Origin of the sequence: Photobacterium sp. (genome assembly GCF_033720175.1) — a bacterium.
Lineage (GTDB): Bacteria > Pseudomonadota > Gammaproteobacteria > Enterobacterales > Vibrionaceae > Photobacterium.
Window position 1 is genome coordinate 374705 of sequence record NZ_JAWWDA010000002.1, and the last position, 21408, is coordinate 396112.

Annotated in this window: 20 protein-coding genes; 12 read left to right on the top strand and 8 right to left on the bottom strand. The window is 45.5% G+C overall.

Annotation, left to right across the window (positions count from 1 at the left end):
- Nucleotides 1-123: 123 nt before the first annotated feature.
- Nucleotides 124-1605 carry a cobyric acid synthase gene (locus tag R3289_RS04300; RefSeq protein ID WP_318924252.1) on the top strand — a complete coding sequence of 494 codons (1482 nt, stop codon included), beginning with the start codon at nt 124-126 and terminating at the stop codon, nt 1603-1605.
- Between the two features lie 2 nt (nt 1606-1607).
- Here the strand turns inward: R3289_RS04300 and R3289_RS04305 are convergent, their stop codons facing one another.
- Nucleotides 1608-3143: a bifunctional GNAT family N-acetyltransferase/carbon-nitrogen hydrolase family protein gene (locus R3289_RS04305; protein WP_318924253.1), complete on the bottom strand. Its 1536-nt coding sequence runs from the start codon at nt 3141-3143 to the stop codon at nt 1608-1610.
- Between the two features lie 939 nt (nt 3144-4082).
- Here R3289_RS04305 and R3289_RS04310 point away from each other — a divergent pair.
- Both R3289_RS04310 and R3289_RS04315 read left to right on the top strand, forming a co-directional pair.
- Entirely contained in the window at nt 4083-4679 is a 597-nt protein-coding gene (locus R3289_RS04310; RefSeq protein ID WP_318924254.1) for a DNA-3-methyladenine glycosylase I, read from the top strand.
- Between the two features lie 73 nt (nt 4680-4752).
- Nucleotides 4753-5523 (top strand): metallophosphoesterase, encoded by a 771-nt coding sequence (locus R3289_RS04315; protein WP_318924255.1) that lies wholly within the window; start codon nt 4753-4755, stop codon nt 5521-5523.
- A gap of 24 nt (nt 5524-5547) precedes the next feature.
- Here the strand turns inward: R3289_RS04315 and R3289_RS04320 are convergent, their stop codons facing one another.
- From R3289_RS04320 to R3289_RS04335, 4 genes are all read right to left on the bottom strand, one after another.
- Nucleotides 5548-6462, bottom strand: a complete 915-nt coding sequence (locus R3289_RS04320; protein ID WP_318924294.1) for an amino acid ABC transporter permease — start codon at nt 6460-6462, stop codon at nt 5548-5550.
- Nucleotides 6463-6488: 26 nt separating this feature from the next.
- Nucleotides 6489-7298, bottom strand: a complete 810-nt coding sequence (locus tag R3289_RS04325; RefSeq protein WP_318924256.1) for a transporter substrate-binding domain-containing protein — start codon at nt 7296-7298, stop codon at nt 6489-6491.
- A gap of 65 nt (nt 7299-7363) precedes the next feature.
- Nucleotides 7364-8176: an amino acid ABC transporter permease gene (locus R3289_RS04330; protein ID WP_318924257.1), complete on the bottom strand. Its 813-nt coding sequence runs from the start codon at nt 8174-8176 to the stop codon at nt 7364-7366.
- A gap of 19 nt (nt 8177-8195) precedes the next feature.
- Nucleotides 8196-8933 (bottom strand): amino acid ABC transporter ATP-binding protein, encoded by a 738-nt coding sequence (locus R3289_RS04335; RefSeq protein ID WP_318924258.1) that lies wholly within the window; start codon nt 8931-8933, stop codon nt 8196-8198.
- 337 nt (nt 8934-9270) lie between these two features.
- Here R3289_RS04335 and aroG point away from each other — a divergent pair, with 337 nt between their 5' ends.
- Both aroG and pulA read left to right on the top strand, forming a co-directional pair.
- Entirely contained in the window at nt 9271-10326 is a 1056-nt protein-coding gene (gene aroG, locus R3289_RS04340; protein WP_318924259.1) for a 3-deoxy-7-phosphoheptulonate synthase AroG, read from the top strand.
- Nucleotides 10327-10789: 463 nt separating this feature from the next.
- Nucleotides 10790-14434 carry a pullulanase-type alpha-1,6-glucosidase gene (gene pulA, locus R3289_RS04345; RefSeq protein WP_318924260.1) on the top strand — a complete coding sequence of 1215 codons (3645 nt, stop codon included), beginning with the start codon at nt 10790-10792 and terminating at the stop codon, nt 14432-14434.
- A gap of 123 nt (nt 14435-14557) precedes the next feature.
- On the opposite strand, the gene R3289_RS04350 is transcribed toward pulA, so the two are convergent.
- Nucleotides 14558-15079, bottom strand: coding sequence for a DUF4136 domain-containing protein (locus R3289_RS04350; RefSeq protein ID WP_318924261.1), 522 nt, complete (start codon nt 15077-15079; stop codon nt 14558-14560).
- A 185-nt stretch (nt 15080-15264) separates the two neighbouring features.
- Here R3289_RS04350 and R3289_RS04355 point away from each other — a divergent pair, with 185 nt between their 5' ends.
- The 4 genes from R3289_RS04355 to R3289_RS04370 all read left to right on the top strand — a co-directional run bounded on the left by R3289_RS04355 (nt 15265) and on the right by R3289_RS04370 (nt 18179).
- Entirely contained in the window at nt 15265-15591 is a 327-nt protein-coding gene (locus tag R3289_RS04355; RefSeq protein WP_413466673.1) for an ArsR/SmtB family transcription factor, read from the top strand.
- Nucleotides 15592-15745: 154 nt separating this feature from the next.
- Nucleotides 15746-16762 (top strand): ACR3 family arsenite efflux transporter, encoded by a 1017-nt coding sequence (gene arsB, locus R3289_RS04360; RefSeq protein ID WP_318924263.1) that lies wholly within the window; start codon nt 15746-15748, stop codon nt 16760-16762.
- Nucleotides 16763-16902: 140 nt separating this feature from the next.
- Nucleotides 16903-17853: a M23 family metallopeptidase gene (locus R3289_RS04365; protein WP_318924264.1), complete on the top strand. Its 951-nt coding sequence runs from the start codon at nt 16903-16905 to the stop codon at nt 17851-17853.
- Between the two features lie 8 nt (nt 17854-17861).
- On the top strand, nt 17862-18179 hold the full coding sequence (locus R3289_RS04370) for a polymer-forming cytoskeletal protein (RefSeq protein ID WP_318924295.1): 318 nt from the start codon (nt 17862-17864) through the stop codon (nt 18177-18179).
- Nucleotides 18180-18184: 5 nt separating this feature from the next.
- On the opposite strand, the gene R3289_RS04375 is transcribed toward R3289_RS04370, so the two are convergent.
- Nucleotides 18185-18370, bottom strand: a complete 186-nt coding sequence (locus tag R3289_RS04375) for a hypothetical protein (RefSeq protein WP_318924265.1) — start codon at nt 18368-18370, stop codon at nt 18185-18187.
- 258 nt (nt 18371-18628) lie between these two features.
- Here R3289_RS04375 and R3289_RS04380 point away from each other — a divergent pair, with 258 nt between their 5' ends.
- From R3289_RS04380 to R3289_RS04390, 3 genes are all read left to right on the top strand, one after another.
- Nucleotides 18629-19435, top strand: a complete 807-nt coding sequence (locus R3289_RS04380) for a crotonase/enoyl-CoA hydratase family protein (RefSeq protein WP_318924266.1) — start codon at nt 18629-18631, stop codon at nt 19433-19435.
- A gap of 298 nt (nt 19436-19733) precedes the next feature.
- Nucleotides 19734-20318, top strand: a complete 585-nt coding sequence (locus R3289_RS04385) for a rhomboid family intramembrane serine protease (RefSeq protein ID WP_318924267.1) — start codon at nt 19734-19736, stop codon at nt 20316-20318.
- 79 nt (nt 20319-20397) lie between these two features.
- Nucleotides 20398-20739 carry a DUF1840 domain-containing protein gene (locus R3289_RS04390; RefSeq protein ID WP_318924268.1) on the top strand — a complete coding sequence of 114 codons (342 nt, stop codon included), beginning with the start codon at nt 20398-20400 and terminating at the stop codon, nt 20737-20739.
- Nucleotides 20740-20741: 2 nt separating this feature from the next.
- Here the strand turns inward: R3289_RS04390 and R3289_RS04395 are convergent, their stop codons facing one another.
- On the bottom strand, nt 20742-21359 hold the full coding sequence (locus R3289_RS04395) for a DJ-1/PfpI family protein (protein ID WP_318924269.1): 618 nt from the start codon (nt 21357-21359) through the stop codon (nt 20742-20744).
- Nucleotides 21360-21408 lie beyond the last annotated feature (49 nt).

Genomic DNA, 21408 nt, shown 5'->3' on the forward strand with positions numbered 1-21408 from the left:
ACACGTTACCGCGTAACAGTTTGTCATGATGGAAACGAAAGGACTGGCCGAAAATTCAATGGCCAATCCTGCAACAGTATTAATACCGGTTGGTATAATTTATTAGAAGTAGCAGAGTAGAACATGCAGTTAACCACTCAAGCGTTAATGGTTCAGGGAACAACGTCAGATGCCGGTAAAAGTGTACTGACTGCGGGATTATGTCGGATACTGGCCCGCAAAGGCATTAAAGTTGCGCCATTTAAATCTCAGAACATGGCATTGAACAGTGCCGTGACCAAAGATGGTGGTGAGATTGGCCGTGCTCAGGCTGTACAGGCACAGGCCTGCGGTATTGAACCGACCGTGCACATGAATCCGGTATTATTAAAACCCAATACAGACATTGGGGCGCAAGTCATTGTGCAAGGCAAAGCTCTTGCTGATATGGATGCGATTGGCTATCACGGCTACAAAAAAGTTGTGATGGGACCGGTAATGGATTCGTTTTCACGTTTACAGAATGAATACCAAACGGTAATTATCGAAGGGGCGGGGAGTCCGGCTGAAGTCAACCTGCGTGACAATGATGTTGCCAACATGGGCTTTGCTGAAAAAGCCGACATCCCGGTGATCATTGTCGCCGATATTGACCGTGGTGGGGTCTTTGCTCATCTGTATGGCACACTGGCGCTGCTGTCTGAATCTGAACAGGCGCGCGTAAAAGGCTTCGTTATTAATCGCTTTCGCGGCGATATTAAACTACTTGAGTCAGGTCTGGACTGGCTGGAAGAAAAAACCGGTAAACCCGTACTTGGTGTGCTGCCGTATTTGCACGGATTAATGCTGGAAGCGGAAGATGCGATCAATGTTCAGCAGGTTGAAGCGGCCGAAGAGCAGTTGAACGTGGTTGTACCGGTACTGACCCGGGTGAGTAACCATACTGACTTTGATCCTTTGCGCATGCATCCACAAGTCAATTTACAGTTTGTCGGCAAAGGTCAGCAGATGCCGCCGACGGATCTGATTATTATTCCAGGGACCAAGAGTGTTCGCAGTGACTTAGCCTTTTTACGCGAACAAGGCTGGGACAAACAAATTGAACGCCACCTACGTCTGGGCGGCAAAGTGATGGGGATCTGCGGCGGTTACCAGATACTGGGTGAACATATCTCAGATCCTGATGGTATCGAAGGTGATGCGGGCGACAGTCGAGGCCTTGGATACCTCAATACCTCTACGGTGTTAGCGCCCGATAAGCAGCTAAAACAAACGACAGGAACATTACAACTTCCCGCTCAGAGTGCTGTACCTGTGCGTGGCTACGAAATTCATGCCGGTGTAACCTCAGGCGTAGCTGCAAATGCGCCGGTGCAACTGCAAGATGGCCCTGACGGGCAACTCGGTGTCGATAATCAGGTATTCGGCACTTACTTGCATGGTATTTTCGAGCAGGCAGAAGCGTGTGATGCGATCCTGTCGTGGGCTGGTCTGGAAGCCACGCAGACGCCGGATTTTGATGCTATTCGCGAGCAGAGTATTGATCGATTAGCCGATACCATCGAAGAACATATGGATCTCGCCAAGCTCTGGCCGGAATGGAGAGAGCTTTTTAACGAGAAATAGCGTTATTTTTTTTGGGGGCGGGTGAAGTCACCGTAGAGATCGAGTCTGCGGTGTCGCAGGTTGGTTACAGAACCTTCGGTATTGAGGTATTTGAGCTTATCAAGTTCGACATCGGCAAATACGATCATTTCAGTGTTAGGGCTGGCCTCGGTGATTGTTGCATCGTGCGGGAAGTAAATGTCTGACGGAGAAAACACCGCAGACTGTGCGTACTGGATATCGACATTATTGACTCGCGGCAGGTTACCGATGCTGCCGCCGATGGCGACGTAGCATTCATTTTCAATGGCACGTGCCTGGGCGCATAGCCTTACCCGCAGGTAGCCATTTTTGGTATCAGTCCAGAAGGGAACAAACACGATCTGCACGCCTTGCTCTGCCAGCATACGTCCTAGCTCAGGAAATTCCGCGTCGTAGCAGATCAGGATGCCGACGCGCCCGGCATCGGTCTCGAATACCTTGACCTTATCACCGCCATCAATAACCCAGTCCCGCTGTTCATGGGGAGTGATATGAATTTTATACTGTTCGTCAATGCAGCCGTCGCGGTGCAGCAAGTAAGAAACATTATACAAACGATCGTTTTCCAGTACAGGCATGCTGCCCGAGATAATATTGATGTTGTATGTGACCGCCATCTGAGAAAAGCGTTGCTTGATATCTTCGGTAAACTCGCTCAAAAAACGGATGGCTTCTACCGAACTTTGCTCGGTCTTCAATCCCATTAGCGGGGCATTGAAAAATTCCGGGAAAAGGGCAAAGTCGGCTTGATAGTTAGAGAGTGATGAGACAAAAAACTCGGCCTGATCGATCAGATCGTCCACAGAGATCATCGCCCGCATCTGCCACTGGACAATCCCCAGACGAACCAGCGTTTTCTCGGTATCGAGAATTGACGGGAGATCCGCTTCGTAAAAAATATTGCTCCATTCCAGCAAGGTGGCATATCCGCAGGACTTATCATCTTCAGGCAGGTAGCGCTTCATCAGGCGTTTAACGTCGAAGTCGTTGGACAGCTGAAAAGACAGAATGGGATCATACAGTTCCTTACGCTTGACCTTTTCGATGTACTCGGGAACGGAGAGTTCATCGGCAACCTTATGGTAGCCGGGTATGCGGCCGCCGGCTAAGATGGCTTTCAGGTTGGCGCTCCGGCAAAGTTCCTTGCGTGCTTTGTACAGTCGCCGTCCAAGGCGCAGGCCTCGGTAATCCGGATGCACAAATACATCCAGGCCGTACAGGGCGTCCCCGCTGGCTTGGTGCTGAATCACATTTTGCTCAGTGATAATATCGGTATAGGTGTGGCTGAGTGAAAAGCGGTTGTAATCAACCTTGATGGTGAGGGCGGCGCCGACTATTTTACCGCTATCTTCAATACAGATCTGACCGTCAGGAAATTGGTGGATCAAATCCATAATCGTCATTCGCGGCCATGCGCCCCCGACGTCATCAAACACCAAGTCCATTAAGGTTGCCAGTTCGTTATAATCACCGGGTTCGATAATGCGAAGGTTTAACAGGGGAGTAATGTTGTCCACACTGATTTTCTCCTTGTGTTTTTTCGGGGCTTACTACATCCAGTAGCTTTGTGACCGAGCTCCCCCTAATTCCTGAGGGGCGAGTGTCGATGGTAATGATACTACGTTAACCACACTCCAAATAGAATCACTATTTGTTCCTATATCAGCCAGGTATAAAGCCACTAAATTCTCGCAGGACACTGTATCCCGAATTGTTTTAGGGACATATAAGTATGGATCACTGAATTGCCATCGGTTTTTTAATTTTTTCTGTAGGGCTGGTGATTTCTCTAAATTACCAACGGATTCACGTGTCACAAATACGTAATAAATCAGATCTGGATCACAAAATAAAACTCAGGTATAGTCTTTGTGTAATTTAGTTACGGAACTTAGTTACATTTTGCCTTTTAAGGCTTTTGGGAGAAACAAAAATGAAAAAATTACGAAACTTTCTAATGCTATTCACTGTTCAGCTTGACTTTGATCGTAATGAACTGGCGATCCGTGCTAATCGTTCACTGAACTAGCCATGGCAACTGACTACACCGCTTAGCTGAACAGGGCGGCGGGGGAAAACTCGAACCGATCTACTTGCGATCGATCGGGTTAAGGCAAAGGGAGTTTGTCTCACAGGTGCCGTTTTAAGACATCCCCCCTTTACTCATTACTTTAGACTTATCGCCAATATGGCTTTCACTTTAAGTGGATAAGACACGTTTCCTCAACGCGATCTCACCAATAAACAACCCGCTAAATATCACTTTGCCACTCTGAATTTATCCAGATTCGGTGAAGCCATTGCTCCGGTTGATCTCCTTGTTTATCTGCATTATTTTATACCCAAGTAATCTTAAGATGCTCGTTTCAGCGATAATTCACTGGCTTTTAGTCAAAGCCGAGAGTTGATTGGATAGAGTTCTGTTTAAATAACCTATCAAAACCAAGGAACTGCCGATGTCAGAAGTTCCAACACGTTGCCCGTGGCTCGATACGAGCAAGCCGGATTATGTTGCCTATCATGATCTTGAGTGGGGCGTACCACTGCATGACGACAATAAGATTTTTGAATTTCTGGTGCTAGAATCTGCTCAAGCAGGCCTTAGCTGGTACACCATTTTAAAAAAGCGGGAAAACTATCGTCAAGCCTTTGCCAATTTTGATCCCGCTGTCGTTGCCTCTTTTGATGAAGAAGACGTTGAGCAACTGATGAATAACTCGGGTATTGTTCGTAACCGACGTAAAATTGAAGCTGCCATCAATAATGCCCAACGATTTCTTGAAGTCCAAACTGAATTTGGCTGTTTTGCCGATTATATCTGGGGCTTTGTATCAGGTACGCCAAAGACCAATCATCTGAAATGTCTCGCGGATTATCCGGCGACCTCTGCGGAGTCAGATAGACTGGCAAGCGATCTGAAAAAGAGAGGTTTTAAATTTCTCGGCTCTACGACGATTTATGCCCATATGCAAGCAACCGGCATGGTGAACGATCACAGTATCGATTGCTTTCGCAGGGCCGAAATTATAGACGCTTCATCAGACAGGAAATGACAGAGAGCACTAAAGAAGCCCATTGCTGCATGGAATAATCTAGTCTTGAAGAACTCTTCTGATGGAGGCGGATATGCATCAATTGATACAGCTGGAGCAGGGGTCGGAATTCGAGATATATTTCATATCCGACATACACGGCCAGTTCGGCCTGCTGATGGATGTTCTGAACATAATCGGATTCAGGTTTCCTGTCGATGGCAGAGTTCAGGACAGGCTGTTTATTCTTGGCGACTTAATCGACCGTGGAAATCAGTCATTATCGGTTCTCGGGGCTGCACGGTACAATCCCGCGATAGTCAGCCTGGCTGGTAATCACGAAATAATGGCACACAAAGCGCTCTCTGGAGATGCTCAGAGTGCACTTCTATGGGCTTATAATGGTGGTTTATGGCGTGATGATCATGACCTGTACCATTTAACGGATATGATACGCTATGCTGCTGCACAACCTGTGGCTATAACGCTTGAGGTTGGCGGAGACAGAATCGGCCTTGTACATGCAGGGGTACCCGCTCCTTATCACTGGGATGTACTTGTTACTTCGATTGATAACGCCACTGTCAGTGAGTCCGATCTTGATTGGATGCTGTCCGATCGGTCAGCCTTTCTCAGTGGAGCCGCGACAATAGTACAGGGTGTTGGTGCTGTTCTGCACGGGCACAATATAGTGGAAGCACTATGGCCAGTCGTCAGGGGGAACTGCTGCTACATCGACGGGGGCATGGCATATGGTGACAGGGCCCTAGTGCTCAAATATCAGCAAAAGGGAACAATACTGGGAATGTTTGAGGCATATTCCTTCCGGCGTGACCCTATTTCATCAAAGCTGTTTAGGCTGTAATCAGTGAAAATGCCTTCTTCATCTTCACTCTCTCTGTTTATGCTTCTGGCTGTATTTTTCTAACCGGCCGAACAGCAGCGACAGTCCCAGGCACAGTACCAGATATCCAGCGCCGACAAGCAACCAGATTTCGAAAATTAAGCCGGACGAGTTCGCCATTTCACTGCCAACAAACGTCAGCTCCTGGATCGAAATCAGTGAGATAATCGACGAATCTTTAACCAGTGATATAAACTGACCGGCCAGCGGGGGCACAATACCCGCTAATGCTTGTGGGAAAATGATATCGCGAAAGCGATCCCAGCGAGAAAGGCCCAGCGAATCGGCGGCTTCCCATTGGCCTTTGCTAATTGCATCAATTCCCGATCGAACGATTTCGGCTATATAAGCTGCGGAGATCAGGCCGACACAAAGTACACCAGAGAACAGGTTTTCCCACAGTTTTGAAGGGCCAAACAGAAAGTGCTGAATGCCGTTAATCTCACCGTTGTGGTAGCGCAGAAGGTTATCTAAACCGATCGCCGGTACTAGCTGGCTGGAAATAAAAAAGTAGAAAATGAAAACGAATACCAGCGGTGGAATATTTCGTACCAGCTGGATATAGGCCTGAGCGGGCAGCCGAAGCATCATTAATGGTGATCGGCGCGCTAACCCGAGCAGTAAACCTAGCAGACCGGCAAACACTATTCCCCATAGGCTCAGCCGAATGGTCGTCACAAATCCCTGGAAGAAATAGGGCAGTTCACCCGTTTTTCCGGATGCGAAAATTAAGCTGAACGCTCTCGGCCAGTTCCACTGATAGTGAATACCCACTGAGGAACGGTAATAAAGCCAGCCCGAAAACACGCCGATAATGGCGAGCAGCAGCCAGTCGAGTTTATTGAGCCTGGACAAGGCCGAGAATGTTTTTCTCGGCTTTGTCGTTTGCTTTTCAAGCAACGTTAATATATTGCAGTGCGGCAAGATTACTGTCCCTCTGACACTTGGTCTTGCCAGTCTAAGGTGGTGAACCAGTAATCATGGCGCGCTTTCAGCCAGCCGTCTTCTGTGCGCAGCAGAATCCAGTTATTAAAGAAGTTCAGTAGATCGTGCTCACCGTGGCGAAGAGCAAATGCTTCAGAGCCCCGGCTTAAACGTTCGGTTAGCGGGATGTGTAGTTTTTCATTGTACTGAATCGTCATTTGTTCAGGCTTTGGTGAAGATGCCAGTACCGCATGCGCATTACCATTCAATACTTCCTGGAAAGCTTGTGCATCATCGTCAAACTGGCGCAATTTGGCTTTTGGAAAATACTTCTTAGCCGTTTGCACGGTAAATGCGCCGCGACGAACAGCCAGAGTTACGCTGCGCTTGTTGTAGTCAGCAATGGTGGTCTTGTCGCCGGCTATCTCTTTGTTGGCTGCAAGCTGAACCCCTGAATGGGCATACGGAGAAGTAAATAACACACTCATATTACGCTGCGCAGTGATTGACATGCCTCCGATGATGACATCGAATTTACCCGCAAGCAGGGCTGGAATAATGCCGTCCCATGCGGTTGGAATGAATTCGACCTTCAGGCCGGCATCCTCAGCCAGGCGACGGGCAACATCGACTTCAAAACCAATAAGCTCGCCTTGTTTGTCTCTCATTGCCCATGGTACAAAAGTTGATAGCCCGACCCGTAACGTGCCTCGTTCTTTTATGTCTACAAGCGTGCTTTTATCTGCCGCGAGGGCGGAAGATCCTGCCGTTAATGTCAATATTGCAAGAAAAGCGGTGAGTAGTCGTTTCATGCTTCCTTTCTCCTTAAATGGCGGGGTTCAGTGCTTTGGATCCCGCACAATGAATAATATTGGTATTAAGCCGGTACATTCATTTTATGTTCTAACCAGGCGGCAAAGCCGGATAAGACCAGGGTGACTGACAGGTAAATGCCGGCCACCGTAAACCATACTTCGAATGGCATGGCGGTATCTGCAACGATATTGCGTCCCTCGGTGGTTAAATCAAAGATCGCCATAATGCTGACAATAGAAGAGTTCTTGACCAGTGAGACCGTTTCATTGGTCAGTGGCGGTAAAATACGCCGGATCACTTGCGGCAAAATAACAAATCGGTAGCTGTCGATGTGAGACAAGCCGAGGCTCTCAGATGCCTCAAACTGGCCTTTGGCAATACTGTTCAACCCCGCCCGAAAAATTTCTGAGGTATAGGCTCCCTGGAACAGGGAAAGAGCCAGTACCGCAGTGGTAAAGCGCTCCAACCCTAATACCGGGCCAAACACAAAATAGAGCAGGTAAATCTGAACCAGCAGTGGTGTATTGCGGATAAGCTCGATGTAGCTACGGGCAAGGCCACGGCCGACGATAGAATCAGACAACCTTAGCAGGGCGGTAGTCAGGCCGATAAGAAGGGTAAAGAATAGGCTGATCGCCGAAATTTTCAGGGTGATCCATAGCCCCGCCAGTAATTCCGCCGGAAACCATTCACCGTCTTCCACAAACCATAAATATTGCGGAATACGATACCATTGCCAGCGATAGTTCATCGCTTCTGCACCACTGTTTAATAGCCAGATCAGGGCCATTACTACAAGCGCTATTTGTAATAGGCCTGAGACTACCGGCTTTATGATGTTGTACCCGACAGTGAGAGAGCGCTTATTTAACATAGATATCAAATATCCGAAATCAATAACTCAGGATTTGTTCAAGGAATTGCTTGGTACGTTGCTGTTTCGGTGTATCGAACAACGCAGCGGGCGGTGCAATCTCAACGATCTCGCCTTCATCCATAAAGACAACCCGATCGGCGACCTGGCGGGCAAAGCCCATTTCATGGGTGACACAGACCATGGTGATGCCTTCATCCGCCAGTTCTTTCATGACATCCAGCACTTCTCTAATCATTTCAGGATCTAAGGCAGACGTTGGCTCGTCAAATAACAAAATGTCAGGTTTCATACATAAAGATCGCGCGATAGCGACCCGCTGCTGTTGCCCGCCAGAAAGCTGTGCCGGATATTTTCCTGCCTGATGACCAATATGAACGCGTTCCAGATATTCCCTTGCCTGCGTCTCTGCCTCGGTTTTCGACATTTTCAACGTACGCCGAGGTGCCAAAGTCAGGTTATCGAGTACTGTCATATGCGGAAACAGATTGAAATGCTGAAAAACCATTCCGACGCTGCCGCGAATAGTTTTTAAGTGTTTTTTATCAAGGGATTGGCCTGATACAACAAGCTGACCTGCATTGAACTTCTCAAGGCCGTTAATACAGCGAAGAAGGGTTGATTTACCCGATCCCGACGGTCCGCAAATAACCAGGCGTTCACCATGGTCGATGGAAAGGTTGATGTTTTTTAGGGCATGGAAATCTCCATACCATTTATCAACTTGTTTAAATGAAATGATAGCGTCTTCAGGCAAAAACACGACCTCAGTATTTTATGAGAATGTTTAAGCCATGTTATTGCTTTGATGAGGAAATTTCAAAGAAATAGCTTTAAAATGACCAATTAATTTCAATATTACCCAATCTGAGTGGTTCATAAGGTAGTGAATATGTCATTTTTACATTCTTTAGTGTAGTGAAACTCGCATCTTGAAGTGGCTTGGGTATAAATATGTAATTATATTTCAATAAGCATTTGCACATGCGGTTTGAAGGCGATAAGTTAGTTTTATCTTTTTTGGAGTATGGAAGACATTACTTACGTATTTGACCGAATCTGTAGTGATGTTGTAACACAGGAAGTAAAGAAGTATGTACAAGACCGATGACGTACGCATTCGCGAAATTAAAGAACTATTACCACCGGTGGCGGTATTAGAAAGATATCCTGCTACTGAGAAGGCCTCTGAAGTTGTTTTTCAGTCGCGTCAGGCTATTCACAATATTCTCAATGATGAAGATGACCGTTTGCTGGTTATTGTGGGACCTTGTTCTATTCACGATACTGAAGCAGCCATTGAATATGGTAAGAAGCTGACAGCACTACGGGAAGAATTGAAAGATCGTTTAGAAATAGTGATGCGTGTGTATTTTGAAAAACCACGTACAACCGTCGGCTGGAAGGGACTGATCAATGACCCTTATATGGATGGTAGCTTCCAGCTGAATGATGGTTTGCGTATTGGACGTAAGTTGCTGCTTGACCTGACCGACATGGGCATGCCGACTGCGGGTGAGTTCCTGGATATGATCACACCACAATATACCGGTGATTTAATCAGTTGGGGCGCAATTGGTGCCCGTACGACGGAATCTCAGGTTCACCGCGAGCTTTCCTCGGGTTTGTCTTGTCCGGTAGGCTTTAAGAACGGGACGGATGGCAACATCAAAATTGCGACCGATGCAATTGGTTCTGCCAGCGCACCGCACCACTTTTTATCGGTGACCAAGTATGGCCACTCGGCGATCGTATCAACCGCAGGTAATGAAGACTGTCATATTATTCTTCGTGGGGGCAAAGAACCCAATTACAGTGCGGAAGATGTAAATACCGTCACGGAACAATTGGAGAAAGCCGGTCAGCGCAAGAAAGTGATGATCGACTTTAGTCACGCGAACAGCCTGAAGCAGTTCAAGCGTCAGATCATTGTTTCTGAAGACGTCGGCAAGCAGGTTGCAGAGGGGAACCGTGATATTTTCGGTGTGATGATCGAAAGCCATCTGGTAGAAGGCCGTCAGGATATTATTGAAGGCACCGAGCCGACTTATGGCCAAAGCATTACCGATGGCTGTATTGGCTGGGCAGATACGGAAAAAGTTCTGCGTCAGTTAGCGGATGATGTTGTTAAGCGTCGTCAGGCGAAATAAGCTTTCAAGCTGCTATATAAATACATGAGTTATGATTTGAAAGCCCTGCATTGCAGGGCTTTTTTGATGGAATTATTTATGGTTTATCATTTTTTTTATTCTTGAGAGGAGTTGTATTATCTGAATACAGTTTTGATAGGTTGGCCTAAATCACAAAAATGAACATTGTCGTATGACTAGTGAAAAAACATTAATTATTAAAAACTTACAAATCACCTTGTATTTAGCCTACAAAGAGTGACCTGCCTAAGTATTGGTGCATATTTTTTGTTCTTTAATGACGAGTCTAAGCCTGACTTGTGTGAGTTATTTCAAATTTTATATTCTCTCCACCCTCAGTCTCATCCCCCTGACCTTATCAACAAGGTTGATTTCATTGTCATTGATTCATTTATCATTTTTTTAATAATTGATCGTTTCTATATTCGTCGCCAATTTTTTAATTGAATAATGGATTATAACTGTGAAAAAAAGCACTAATAAATTTAAATATTCAGCACTTGCGAAAATAATTATACCGCTATGCTCTGCTGTTGCCGTTGTTGGCTGTAATAATTCATCTTCTGATGTTAGTCCTAGTGGAGGAGATAAGGGGGGGAGTGAGAGTGGCAAGCTTGTGTCGATTTCTCAAAACCAAGCTGCGATTTATTTTAAGCGTGACTCTCGACAAGTGGCTAAATCATCAACGGCTGATCAGTATGAAGGTTATACCTTACATATCTGGAATGATGATTCTTGTGGAAGTTATGACGGTGAAAACTCAGATTGGAGTCAAGGGGTACCTTTAAGTGGCGTCGACGAAACATTAGGAGCATATTGGGTTATCGATTTGAAAGATGATGACTCGCAGTGTGTTAACTTTATTCCGCGAGACTCAGAATTAAACAAACCTCTCGGTGATTTCAATGCCAAATTGGATCTGAACCAGGTTCATAATGACGGTAATTATGTTTTCACTACAGAAGGCATTACCAGCGTTTTTCCTGAACGAGTACCTGAACTACCTGAAAATACATCACGTATTTATATAAATCTTGAAGGTGAAGATTATTCGGACTTGTCGTTACATGTATGGAATGATGATACATGTGGCAGTTTTGAGGGGTCTGCGACCGACTGGGAGGCAGGCTTACCATTAACGGGCACAAGTAAAACATACGGTGCTTATTGGGATATTGCGACGAAGGATGATCCAAGCCAGTGTGTTAACTTTATTCCACATATTGGTAATGAGAAACCTTTATTAGATAACACACAACTTGATCTAGAAAAAGCAGCAGCAATTGGTAATGCAGCATTTACCTTTGAGGGTAGCTCGACAGTTTATTATGAGCCGCTGGTGAAATTACCATCGGCTCAGTTCGCTGGTGCGTCCGCACATTGGTTGACGAGTAATGTTCTAGCCGTTGAAGCCGGTGCGGCTAACGTTGAGCTGTTATATTCAAGTAAAGGTGGAATTGAATACGACAGTAAACAACAATCTTTTTCAGGTGTAGAGAAGACAATTTCTACAATGAAAGCGACGGGCAATGATTGGTCGCTTAAGTTCCCACATCTGAATAACCTGGAAAGCTGGACGCTGGATTTTGAAGGCGCAGATGTTTCACCGAAAGACATCTTAAAGGGGCAGCTATTTACAGTAACCTATGATGCGAGTGGTAATGTGTTGCTAGCCACTCAAGTTCAGTCTTCAGCGGCTATTGACGATCTCTATGCAGGTGATGCCGGTACTGCAGATGACCTGGCCTATGGTGCAATTATCGGAAGCCCTGATGTGACATTCCGTCTCTGGGCACCAACGGCCCAGTCGGTTGCTGTAGTGAAATACTCTGATGATAAAGCCGTTGTAAAAACCTTACCAATGGTGTTCGACGAAGCTAGCGGCTCTTGGAGTTTGGCTACAAGTGATCTTCAAGCATTTGACTACTATCGCTACAAAATTAATGTCTATCATCCTGTTGCGAAATCCATTGTAGAGTATGAAGTAACGGATCCGTACTCATTGAGCTTATCAATGAATTCAGAGTTTAGTCAGGTTGTAGATTTAACTGATCGTTCATTAAAACCCGCGGGATGGGATTCTTTAGCACGACCAGTTACACAAACCAACCCTGCAGAGTTTGTGATATATGAATCGCATGTTCGTGATTTCTCAGCTCTAGATGAGTCAACGCCTAAGGCACAACGTGGTAAATTTACTGCTTTCACAAGTGCTGAATCTGTACCGGTCAAACATCTGAAGTCTCTAAAAGACAATGGTGTTACCCACCTTCATTTATTGCCGTTTTTTGATATTGCGACAATCAATGAAGATCCGCAACAGGTCGCTAATATTGACGCTGCGTTTAGCAAATTATGTACAGTGAATCCAAATGTCGAGAAATCAGAGACGTTTGCACCTTATTGCAAATCCCCTTCAACGATTGCCGATGTGTTGGCGACAGTACAGAAAACTGATTCAGCATCAAATCCGGTGGTTCAGGAGCTGAATCGCTACGTATCGGAGACAGACGGATTTAACTGGGGCTATGATCCATTTCATTACACGGTGCCTGAAGGTTCGTACTCAACCGATCCAGATGGTACACAACGAATCCTTGAGCTTCGTGAAGCTGTAATGGCGGTGAAGACAAATATTGGTATGAACGTCGTGATGGATGTGGTGTATAACCATACCAATTCTGCAGGGCCAGAGTCACGCACATCTGTTCTGGATAAGATTGTACCTTGGTACTACAACCGGCTGGATCCCGTTTCCGGTAATGTTACAAACTCAACGTGTTGTTCCAATACAGCGCCTGAGCGGGCAATGATGGAAAAATTGATCACTGATTCACTTGTCGTTTGGTCACGTGATTATAAGATTGATTCATTCCGCTTTGACCTGATGGGGCACCACCCGTTAGATCAGATCAAGAACTCACTGGCAGCAGTACAGAAAGTTGATAAAAATACCTACTTCTACGGCGAAGGGTGGAACTTCGGTGAAGTTGAAAACGACACGCGCTTTGTTCAGGCGACCCAAAAACACTTAGGTGGTACAGGTATTGGTTCATTCTCTGACCGACTGCGTGATGCTGTTCGTGGTGGTGGCCCATTCGATGGTGGTGATGGTCTACGCCAAAACCAGGGCTTTGGTAACGGTGCCCATGTACTGCCGAACGATATGAGCAAAACTAGCCTAGAAACAGCGCTGCATCTTGCTGATATCACGCGCCTGGGTATGGCCGGTAATCTCAAGAATTTCATCTTGATCGACTCTAAAGGTACGAAGAAATGTGGTGATGAAGTGGATTACAACGGCCAGCCAGCAGGTTATGCCGTCGATCCCACAGAAATTCAGAACTACGTCTCTAAGCACGATAATCAGACTTTTTGGGATAACAACCAGTATAAAATCGCTTATACCGTTGATGCTGATACCCGAGTAAGAATGCAAGCTGTGTCGTTGGCAACAACGTTGCTTGGTCAGGGCGTACCATTCACCCATATGGGGGCTGAACTGCTACGTTCTAAATCGATGCAGCGTGATTCTTATGATTCAGGTGACTGGTACAATAAGGTTGACTTTACCTTACAGGATAACAACTGGGATAAAGGCTTACCTCGGCAGGACAAAGATGGCAGCAACTACGATATCATTACTAAAGTGATTGACGGTGCGGGAGTAAACGCTCAAGCATCGCCAGAGAATATGGCACAAATGGTCGAGTTCTATAAAGAGCTAGCGAACCTGCGTCAGTCTTACTCTCTGATCACTTTAGGGAAAGGTACTGAAGTCAACGCACGTGTGGATTTCCATAATACAGGTGCAGCTCAGGAGCCGGGTCTCATTGTGATGTCGATTGATAACGGTGAAAATTCGGGTGTCGATATTGATAGCAGCATGGATGGGCTGGTGATTGTGATTAATGCGTCAAATTCAGTTCAAGATATTGCGATTGATAATGTATCTGGCTTAACGTTAAGCCCGCTACACACGTCATCTCTTGCTCAAGGGGCAACATTTACGGATGGCAAGATGACAGTACCAGCATGGACGCCGGCAGTATTCGTTCAAGTTCGTAACGGTCAACGAGGTGCTGGTATTCCAGTGACAACTAAATAACTGATTAAAAAGGTATCCACTCAAATTAAAAAGTCCTCAATTGAGGACTTTTTTATACATATAAATCGGTCGCATAATTATCTGACTGACCAATAAGAATTAAAGACACCGGCAGACAGACGGTCACTGCGGCGGATACTGCTTGAACATTTCGCTAATTTGCTTATCGATGAATTCAATTCTGGAGCTTGGTGTCATGGTTTCAGTGAGTTTTCGCTGTGAAACAGCGCGCCACACCACTTGGTTGGAGCTGTTTTCGATTAGCTCGACAATCAGTTTTCCGTAGTTGTACTCTTTGTAACGGGTGGGAGAACTGAATCCGATCCCCACGTTTCTGGAAGCGTAGCCAAAGCCAACGCTGGTACCATAAGATTCAAAGTCTGATTGTTTCTGAATGTAGTGTTTGATCGTGAGGTCAGCGTTAGTCTCTGAGGCGTGCCGCAAGCCTTTCATTGCCAGTTGTGTCGCAATGGCTTCTTCGACTCGCGTAGCGTCAAGGCTGACGGCGGTCTGGCTTGGCGGTGCAGCAAACAGGTATGTGTTGAACTGACTATAGTCAACCTGGCTATTGTAATCGGTTGAGACATCAGTACTACAGCCAGCAAGTAACAGGCTTAAACAGGCAGAGCGAAATAGATTGGCCATAGCAATATCTCGTTATCGTTTCTGAAATCAGTATAGCAAAGGGATATCAGTTAGTTGGTTGTGAAAAGAGTTTATGCTGTGTGATTAAACGTTAATCTCCGTCAGGTTGATTATTGCTAGATAAAGATCTATCATCGTTATTCGACGATTGACGAAGTGGGCTGATAACTATGTCTGATAAAAAAATGCCGCCTAAGCAAACAGCACCATGTGTAACCGTACTTGACTGCATTGATGTTGATGAAGCACAAGAGCAGGCAATTGCCGCGGCGGCTAAAGCGTTGTCTCATCCGGCAAGGATCCGAATTCTACGTATACTCGCTCGCCAGCAAGGTTGTTTGAATAGTGATTTGGTGGGTGAACTGGGTTTGGCACAATCGACAGTTTCCGAACATTTACGAATATTGCGCGAAGCGGGTTTTGTTATTGCTGAACCTAAGCCGCCGAGAACGTGCTTTACCATCAATGCGGATAAACTTAACGAATTTCGTTCTATGCTGACTTATCTGTAGTCATGTTTAAACGGATAAATCATTGGCGAATAACTTTTTTATGAGTCATACAAATCGATAATCGACGATTTGCTATATGTTGGGCTATCAATAAATAGAAACGATCTGATGGCTGTTCGATTTTCAGGTGTGAAAATTAAAGGTATTGAAAATTATGGGTATTTTTGAACGCTTTCTAAGTGTATGGGTGGGGCTTGGCATGCTGGCTGGTATTGCTGGTGGGATGCTGTTTTCTGATTTTTTTGCCTTCCTTGGCCGGTTGCAGTATGCGCAGATAAATATGGTTATTGCAGTACTGATCTGGCTGATGATTTATCCGATGATGATGAATATCGATTTTTCTGCGGTGCGTAATATTCACCGTCGACCAAAAGGTTTGATTGTTACCATTGTGGTGAACTGGTTGATAAAGCCATTCACGATGGCGCTGCTGGCAGTGCTATTTATGCGCTATATTTTTGGCGCTTGGATTTCCCCCGAACTCGGTGAGCAATACATTGCTGGAATGATTTTATTGGGGGTTGCCCCGTGTACCGCAATGGTATTTGTCTGGAGCCAACTCACAAAAGGCGATGCTAACTATACCGTGGTCCAGGTTGCCATTAATGACTTGATCATGGTCGTTGCATTTGCGCCCATTGCCGCGTTTTTACTCGGTGTTACTGATGTGATTGTACCGTGGGATACCTTATTGCTATCCGTCAGCCTGTTTGTGGTTATACCATTGGTTGCCGGGACAATGACACGCCACTTCATTCGAGATCCGATCCGGCTTGATAAGCTAGGCGCCCGTATTAAGCCGCTTTCAATTGTCGGCCTTATTAGCACGGTGATTTTGCTGTTTGGTTTTCAGGCCCAGACAATTATTGATAATCCCATTGATATTGTATTCATTGCGATTCCACTGCTTATTCAGACCTACCTTATTTTTGCGGTAACCTACTTTTGGATGAAAAAATGGAAGCAGCCTCATTGCGTCGCAGCTCCAGGCAGTATGATTGGAGCATCAAACTTTTTTGAACTGGCCGTAGCGGTCGCAATCAGTCTGTTTGGTATTCATTCTGGTGCGGCCTTGGCGACTATTGTCGGGGTCTTGGTTGAGGTGCCGGTAATGCTATCGCTGGTCGCTTATGCCAACCGCACCCGAGGGCAGTTTCCAGTACAGAGTTAAGGTTTAGTGACTCTTGTTTCCTTATGGCAGTACATAAAATGCCATTTTAGACTGTTTCATCTATGGTCTATTTAATCGTGTCGTTAATCTGGTCGCCATGATCAGTTACTGATATCGAAGACAGTGCAGATAGTTTAGCTATGAAAGACCGAACCATTGTTACCATTTCAAATGTTCATGGAACCAGAGACCTTCATTTTGGCAAGTGGATTAGGGTCGGTTTGAAGAGCACTGTAGCACTGATATTGGTTGTGTGTGTTTTTACAGCAGGACTTATCTATTACCTGAGTAATGAAGTCGACTATTTCAAGTACCAGGAAGAAACCTTGTTGACTCAGTCTGTTTCTCAACAGCAGGCGTTAAGACAGCTTGAATTACAAAAGCAAGATTTGGCTCATGACCTTGTGCAGAGGGATGGACGGTTGTTATCTGTCTCGAATCGTCTGAGTGATCTGGAAATATTTTTAGGTGTTAACCGTGATGAAGCAGTTGACCTTGAATCTCGTTTAAATGTTGCCGCGTTGAATTCAGCGGTCAGAGTCAAACTGCTGCAACAATTGCCAAATGGCTCACCAGTTAAAGGACATAAAGTATCATCTGGTTTCGGTATCAGAACTCATCCGATCACAGGTAAAAGGCGTCAACATCGGGGAATCGATTTTTTAGTCAATACCGGAACACGGGTTTATGCAACGGCAGATGGTGTGATAGGAACCGTCAGGCCGAGTCGTAAAGGCTCAGGTAATTTTTTAAAGGTTCAGCATGCGTTTGGTTTTACGACGTCCTTCTCACACTTAAAGTCCTTTAAAGTTAAAGCCGGTGACTTTGTTGAAAAAGGTGATTTAATTGCGCTTTCAGGGAACACCGGTTTGTCGTCTGGGCCCCATCTGCACTATGAAGTGCGTTTTGTCGGCAGAGCATTAGATCCTCTCACTTTTGTTGAGTGGAAACTGGATAATTATGAGTCAATTTTTAAAAAAGAGAAGAAGGTCAAATGGGAATTTTTGGTAAAAAAAGTCGAACAGCGTATCAGCTCTCAGCTACAACTATTATCGCAAAAGGATGCCGAATTACTGGTTCAATCCAATTAGCCTGCGATATCCAGGTTGATGGTGAAATTCACGGTAAGCTGAGTTCAGAAAAGTCAATCGTGGTCAGTAAAGAGGGGCGAATCGAAGGCGAGATCTATGCCGATAAAATTATCGTCAATGGCATTATTGAGGGAACGTGTTATGCCAATTCGATTGAAGTTTTGGAAAACGGGAAAATTAATGGGGCAACATACAGCGATGATTTAAGTATTGAACGAGGTGGCGTTTTCCTCGGTGAGACTCATGTTATGGATAAAGAACAGGTCGTTAATATTACAGAGAAAGAAAAAACGGTAGATGAGCCTGTCAGAAAAACGGGAAGTTAGTAACGCTATTTATTACCGCAGCTGAACCCGTCATTAAACTCGATATGGCGAGCTTCCGAGAGCCTGTATTCACGGGTGTGTTTGTCACTGTGGGGAAACTGACAGTAAATGGGGTACTCTCTGTGTAAGCCGTTATCCAGAAAGGCTTCCAGAACATCCTGAGTATCTGCAATTAATGTTATTTCTTTCATCACAGTCCCTCCCTAAATAGTCAGACCTTTCTTCTAGTAAAGTTGTTATTTCATTGTCACATTGTCTTAATAATAAGAAGCTTGGAACAGCGTTCTGGCAGATGAGCGGTAAGCCACCGCAGAGGTGTTGGTCAATCAAGCGTATTAGCAATTTAGTGACTACTTACCCACAGCGTAAAAAATAATAGGGTTAAATTTCATCCGGAAGGTTAATTGTGTGTTAAATTTATCTGGACAGACCAGATGAGGGTAAACCAAATGACATGGAATAAGTTATCCGTTACCGAAGGCAATGGCATTGTCACGGTCGCATTGAATCGACCGGAAAAACTCAATGCCTTAGACATGGAAATGTTCACTGAGTTAGATGCTGTCAGTAAACAGTTACGTAAGCGCAAAGACATACGAGCTGTGATTCTGACTGGTAATGGTGGCACATTCAGCAGTGGATTGGATATTAAAAGTATCGCGGCAAAAAAATCTAAGATCTTAAGTTTATTAGCCAAAATACTGCCGGGTAATGCGAACCTGGTGCAGCGAGTTTCAAGAAACTGGCGTCTGATCCCTGTTCCGGTGATAGCGGTTATCGAAGGGCGTTGTTATGGGGGAGGGCTACAAATTGTAATGGGGGCTGATTTACGTATTGCCGCACGCGATGCTGAATTATCGGTCATGGAGATCCGCTGGGGGTTGGTGCCGGACATGGGCGGGCTACTGGCTCTGCGAGAAGTGATGTCTAAAGATGTCGCGATGCAGTTAACGCTAACCGGAGACATTATTTCTGCTCAAGATGCCTTAGAGTATGGCATGGTGACAGAGGTGAGTGAAAACCCGATGGAAACCGCGCTCAGTATATGTCGCAAAATTGCCACAGCGTCACCAGATGCCATTGCGGCCATTAAATACACCACCAATCGTTGCTGGCTAAGCAGCGAACGAGCGCTGTTAGCGAGAGAAACGATTTGTCAGATTCGATTACTGCTGGGAAGAAATTCTTCGATAGCCGCAAAACGCCAGCGAACAAAAACAGATATTGATTATCAGGATCGGCAATCGTTCTGGTGATCCAATCCCCAAATTGCCTCAAGACGAGCGAAATGTACCTGTAAATAAGATATCTTTTCAAACATATTCTCTTTCAAAGAGATTCTCTTATAAAAGAGTATTCCTTATATAGATTGTATAAAAGGCGCTATATGCGCCTTTATCGTTATTTGCGGGCAGTATCTGTAAGACACGTCGGGACTATCCGTTGGATCTATGTCAGGCTGACGAACAAAGAGCGATAGCTATACTAATTAACGGATGTCTTGAAACCGAAAATCATCGGCAGAGGATCTGTTAATGAGAGGGAATAAATACAGTGGCAATATTGGACGAGAAAAATAAAGACGCAATTAAGTTGATCGTGATTATCAGCCTGCTGTGTCTTGTGGTTCATGTAGCCAATATTTGGCTAGGCGGCGCACTCAATGATTATGGTCTATTGCCTCGCCATATTACCCACTTAACCGGACTGGTGGCTTATCCTTTCTTACATGGTTCCTGGGAGCATTTGATCAGCAATCTGATCTCGTTTGCTCTGCTAGCGCTACTTGTCTCTCGTTCAGGGCTTGCCCGGTTGCTGGTGGTGATGCTGATCAGTTGGGTGGGGAGTGGTATTGGTGTCTGGTTCTTCGGACGGTTAAGTTTTCATATCGGGCTGAGTGGGATCATCTATGGATTGTGGGCCTACTTATTAATCTATGCTTTGATGTATAGAAGTCTGAAGTCCATTGTGATTGCCGTAATTGTCATGTTTCTTTATGGCTCAATGGTGTGGGGGGTCCTTCCAGTTCATCAGTGGGTGAGTTTTGAAAGCCATCTGTTTGGCGCATTAGCCGGGGTTGTTGCCGGTTACTTGTTTGCTAAGCGCGACAAAATGAGAAAGAAAGAAGTTTTACAATAGATTCCACACGAAAACCTGATGCCAACCTAAGCAGATAAAACGAGAACTAGAATTGGATCAACAAAAATAAGGAGTCATCATGTTAATTACCTTTAGTTGCAAAGTAAGCGGCAACGTCACAATGTTCGGCGATATAGCAAAGCAACTGCTTAAAATGATGGGATTCAGTGAGACAGTACCCGGTGCGATAGATGCTGAAGATGTTCCCCAGGCACTCGCGAATTTAAAACAGGCGATTGATGAGGCCAAACAACGTCAGCGTCAGGAAATGCAAGGGGGAACCGACGCTAAAAAGATGGCAGAAGATGAACTGGATGATGCGGATTATGAACCTGAAATCAGCATCGCCATACGTGCCATACCGTTAATAGAAATGCTGCAAGCGGCAGAAAAAGAGCAATGTTACATTATGTGGGAATAGAGTCAGCGGACAATATGAAGAGGAGCAAAAGGGTCATCTCTGGGATCGTTCTGCCAGAGGTATTCAGCATGAATAGCCACCTTTCTTGCGACTTCTTCACCGTGCCGGTGGCCAATAAATGCCAGTGTCATATCGATACCTGCTGCAACACCGGAAGAGGTGAAAATATCCCCATCTTGTACCCAGCGAGCGACAGGCTGCCAGTTAATTTCGTTACCGAAGCGTGTTACCCAATGATAATTCTTTTTATTGGTTGTGGCAGATTTGTTCTCAAGTAACCCGGCATTAGCCAATAAAGCGGCACCGGTACAGACCGAGCAAAGATACTGAGTGTGAGCGGCTGTTCGCTGTAGCCACGATAATACCTTGCGGTTTTCGACTTCGACGCGCGTTCCAATACCGCCCGGAATTAATAATATGTCGCTGTGAAAGGCATCCTGGAAGCTGTGATCCACCATTATTTGAGGCCCTTGGACGCTGGTCACAGGCTGACCGGTTTCAGACACCAGTTTTAGCCGGTAATCATTGTTTAGTACACCGAACATCTCCAACGGCCCGAATGCATCTAACAGTTCAAATTGATTGAAGAGCAGGGTCGTGACAGTCAGCTTTGATGACATAGGGATCCTTAGTTTACTTAACGGTGAAAGGCCTTTGTTTTACCAGAAC

What these genes read in the sequence shown, in the direction of transcription:
- R3289_RS04355 (WP_413466673.1), top strand. Translation starts at nt 15,265, where the DNA reads ATGCCGCCTAAGCAAACAGCACCATGTGTAACCGTACTTGACTGCATT.
- R3289_RS04315 (WP_318924255.1), top strand. Translation starts at nt 4,753, where the DNA reads ATGCATCAATTGATACAGCTGGAGCAGGGGTCGGAATTCGAGATATAT.
- R3289_RS04325 (WP_318924256.1), bottom strand. Translation starts at nt 7,298, where the DNA reads ATGAAACGACTACTCACCGCTTTTCTTGCAATATTGACATTAACGGCA.
- R3289_RS04300 (WP_318924252.1), top strand. Translation starts at nt 124, where the DNA reads ATGCAGTTAACCACTCAAGCGTTAATGGTTCAGGGAACAACGTCAGAT.
- R3289_RS04310 (WP_318924254.1), top strand. Translation starts at nt 4,083, where the DNA reads ATGTCAGAAGTTCCAACACGTTGCCCGTGGCTCGATACGAGCAAGCCG.
- R3289_RS04390 (WP_318924268.1), top strand. Translation starts at nt 20,398, where the DNA reads ATGTTAATTACCTTTAGTTGCAAAGTAAGCGGCAACGTCACAATGTTC.
- R3289_RS04375 (WP_318924265.1), bottom strand. Translation starts at nt 18,370, where the DNA reads ATGAAAGAAATAACATTAATTGCAGATACTCAGGATGTTCTGGAAGCC.
- aroG (WP_318924259.1), top strand. Translation starts at nt 9,271, where the DNA reads ATGTACAAGACCGATGACGTACGCATTCGCGAAATTAAAGAACTATTA.
- R3289_RS04330 (WP_318924257.1), bottom strand. Translation starts at nt 8,176, where the DNA reads ATGTTAAATAAGCGCTCTCTCACTGTCGGGTACAACATCATAAAGCCG.
- R3289_RS04365 (WP_318924264.1), top strand. Translation starts at nt 16,903, where the DNA reads ATGAAAGACCGAACCATTGTTACCATTTCAAATGTTCATGGAACCAGA.
- R3289_RS04380 (WP_318924266.1), top strand. Translation starts at nt 18,629, where the DNA reads ATGACATGGAATAAGTTATCCGTTACCGAAGGCAATGGCATTGTCACG.
- arsB (WP_318924263.1), top strand. Translation starts at nt 15,746, where the DNA reads ATGGGTATTTTTGAACGCTTTCTAAGTGTATGGGTGGGGCTTGGCATG.
- R3289_RS04350 (WP_318924261.1), bottom strand. Translation starts at nt 15,079, where the DNA reads ATGGCCAATCTATTTCGCTCTGCCTGTTTAAGCCTGTTACTTGCTGGC.
- R3289_RS04395 (WP_318924269.1), bottom strand. Translation starts at nt 21,359, where the DNA reads ATGTCATCAAAGCTGACTGTCACGACCCTGCTCTTCAATCAATTTGAA.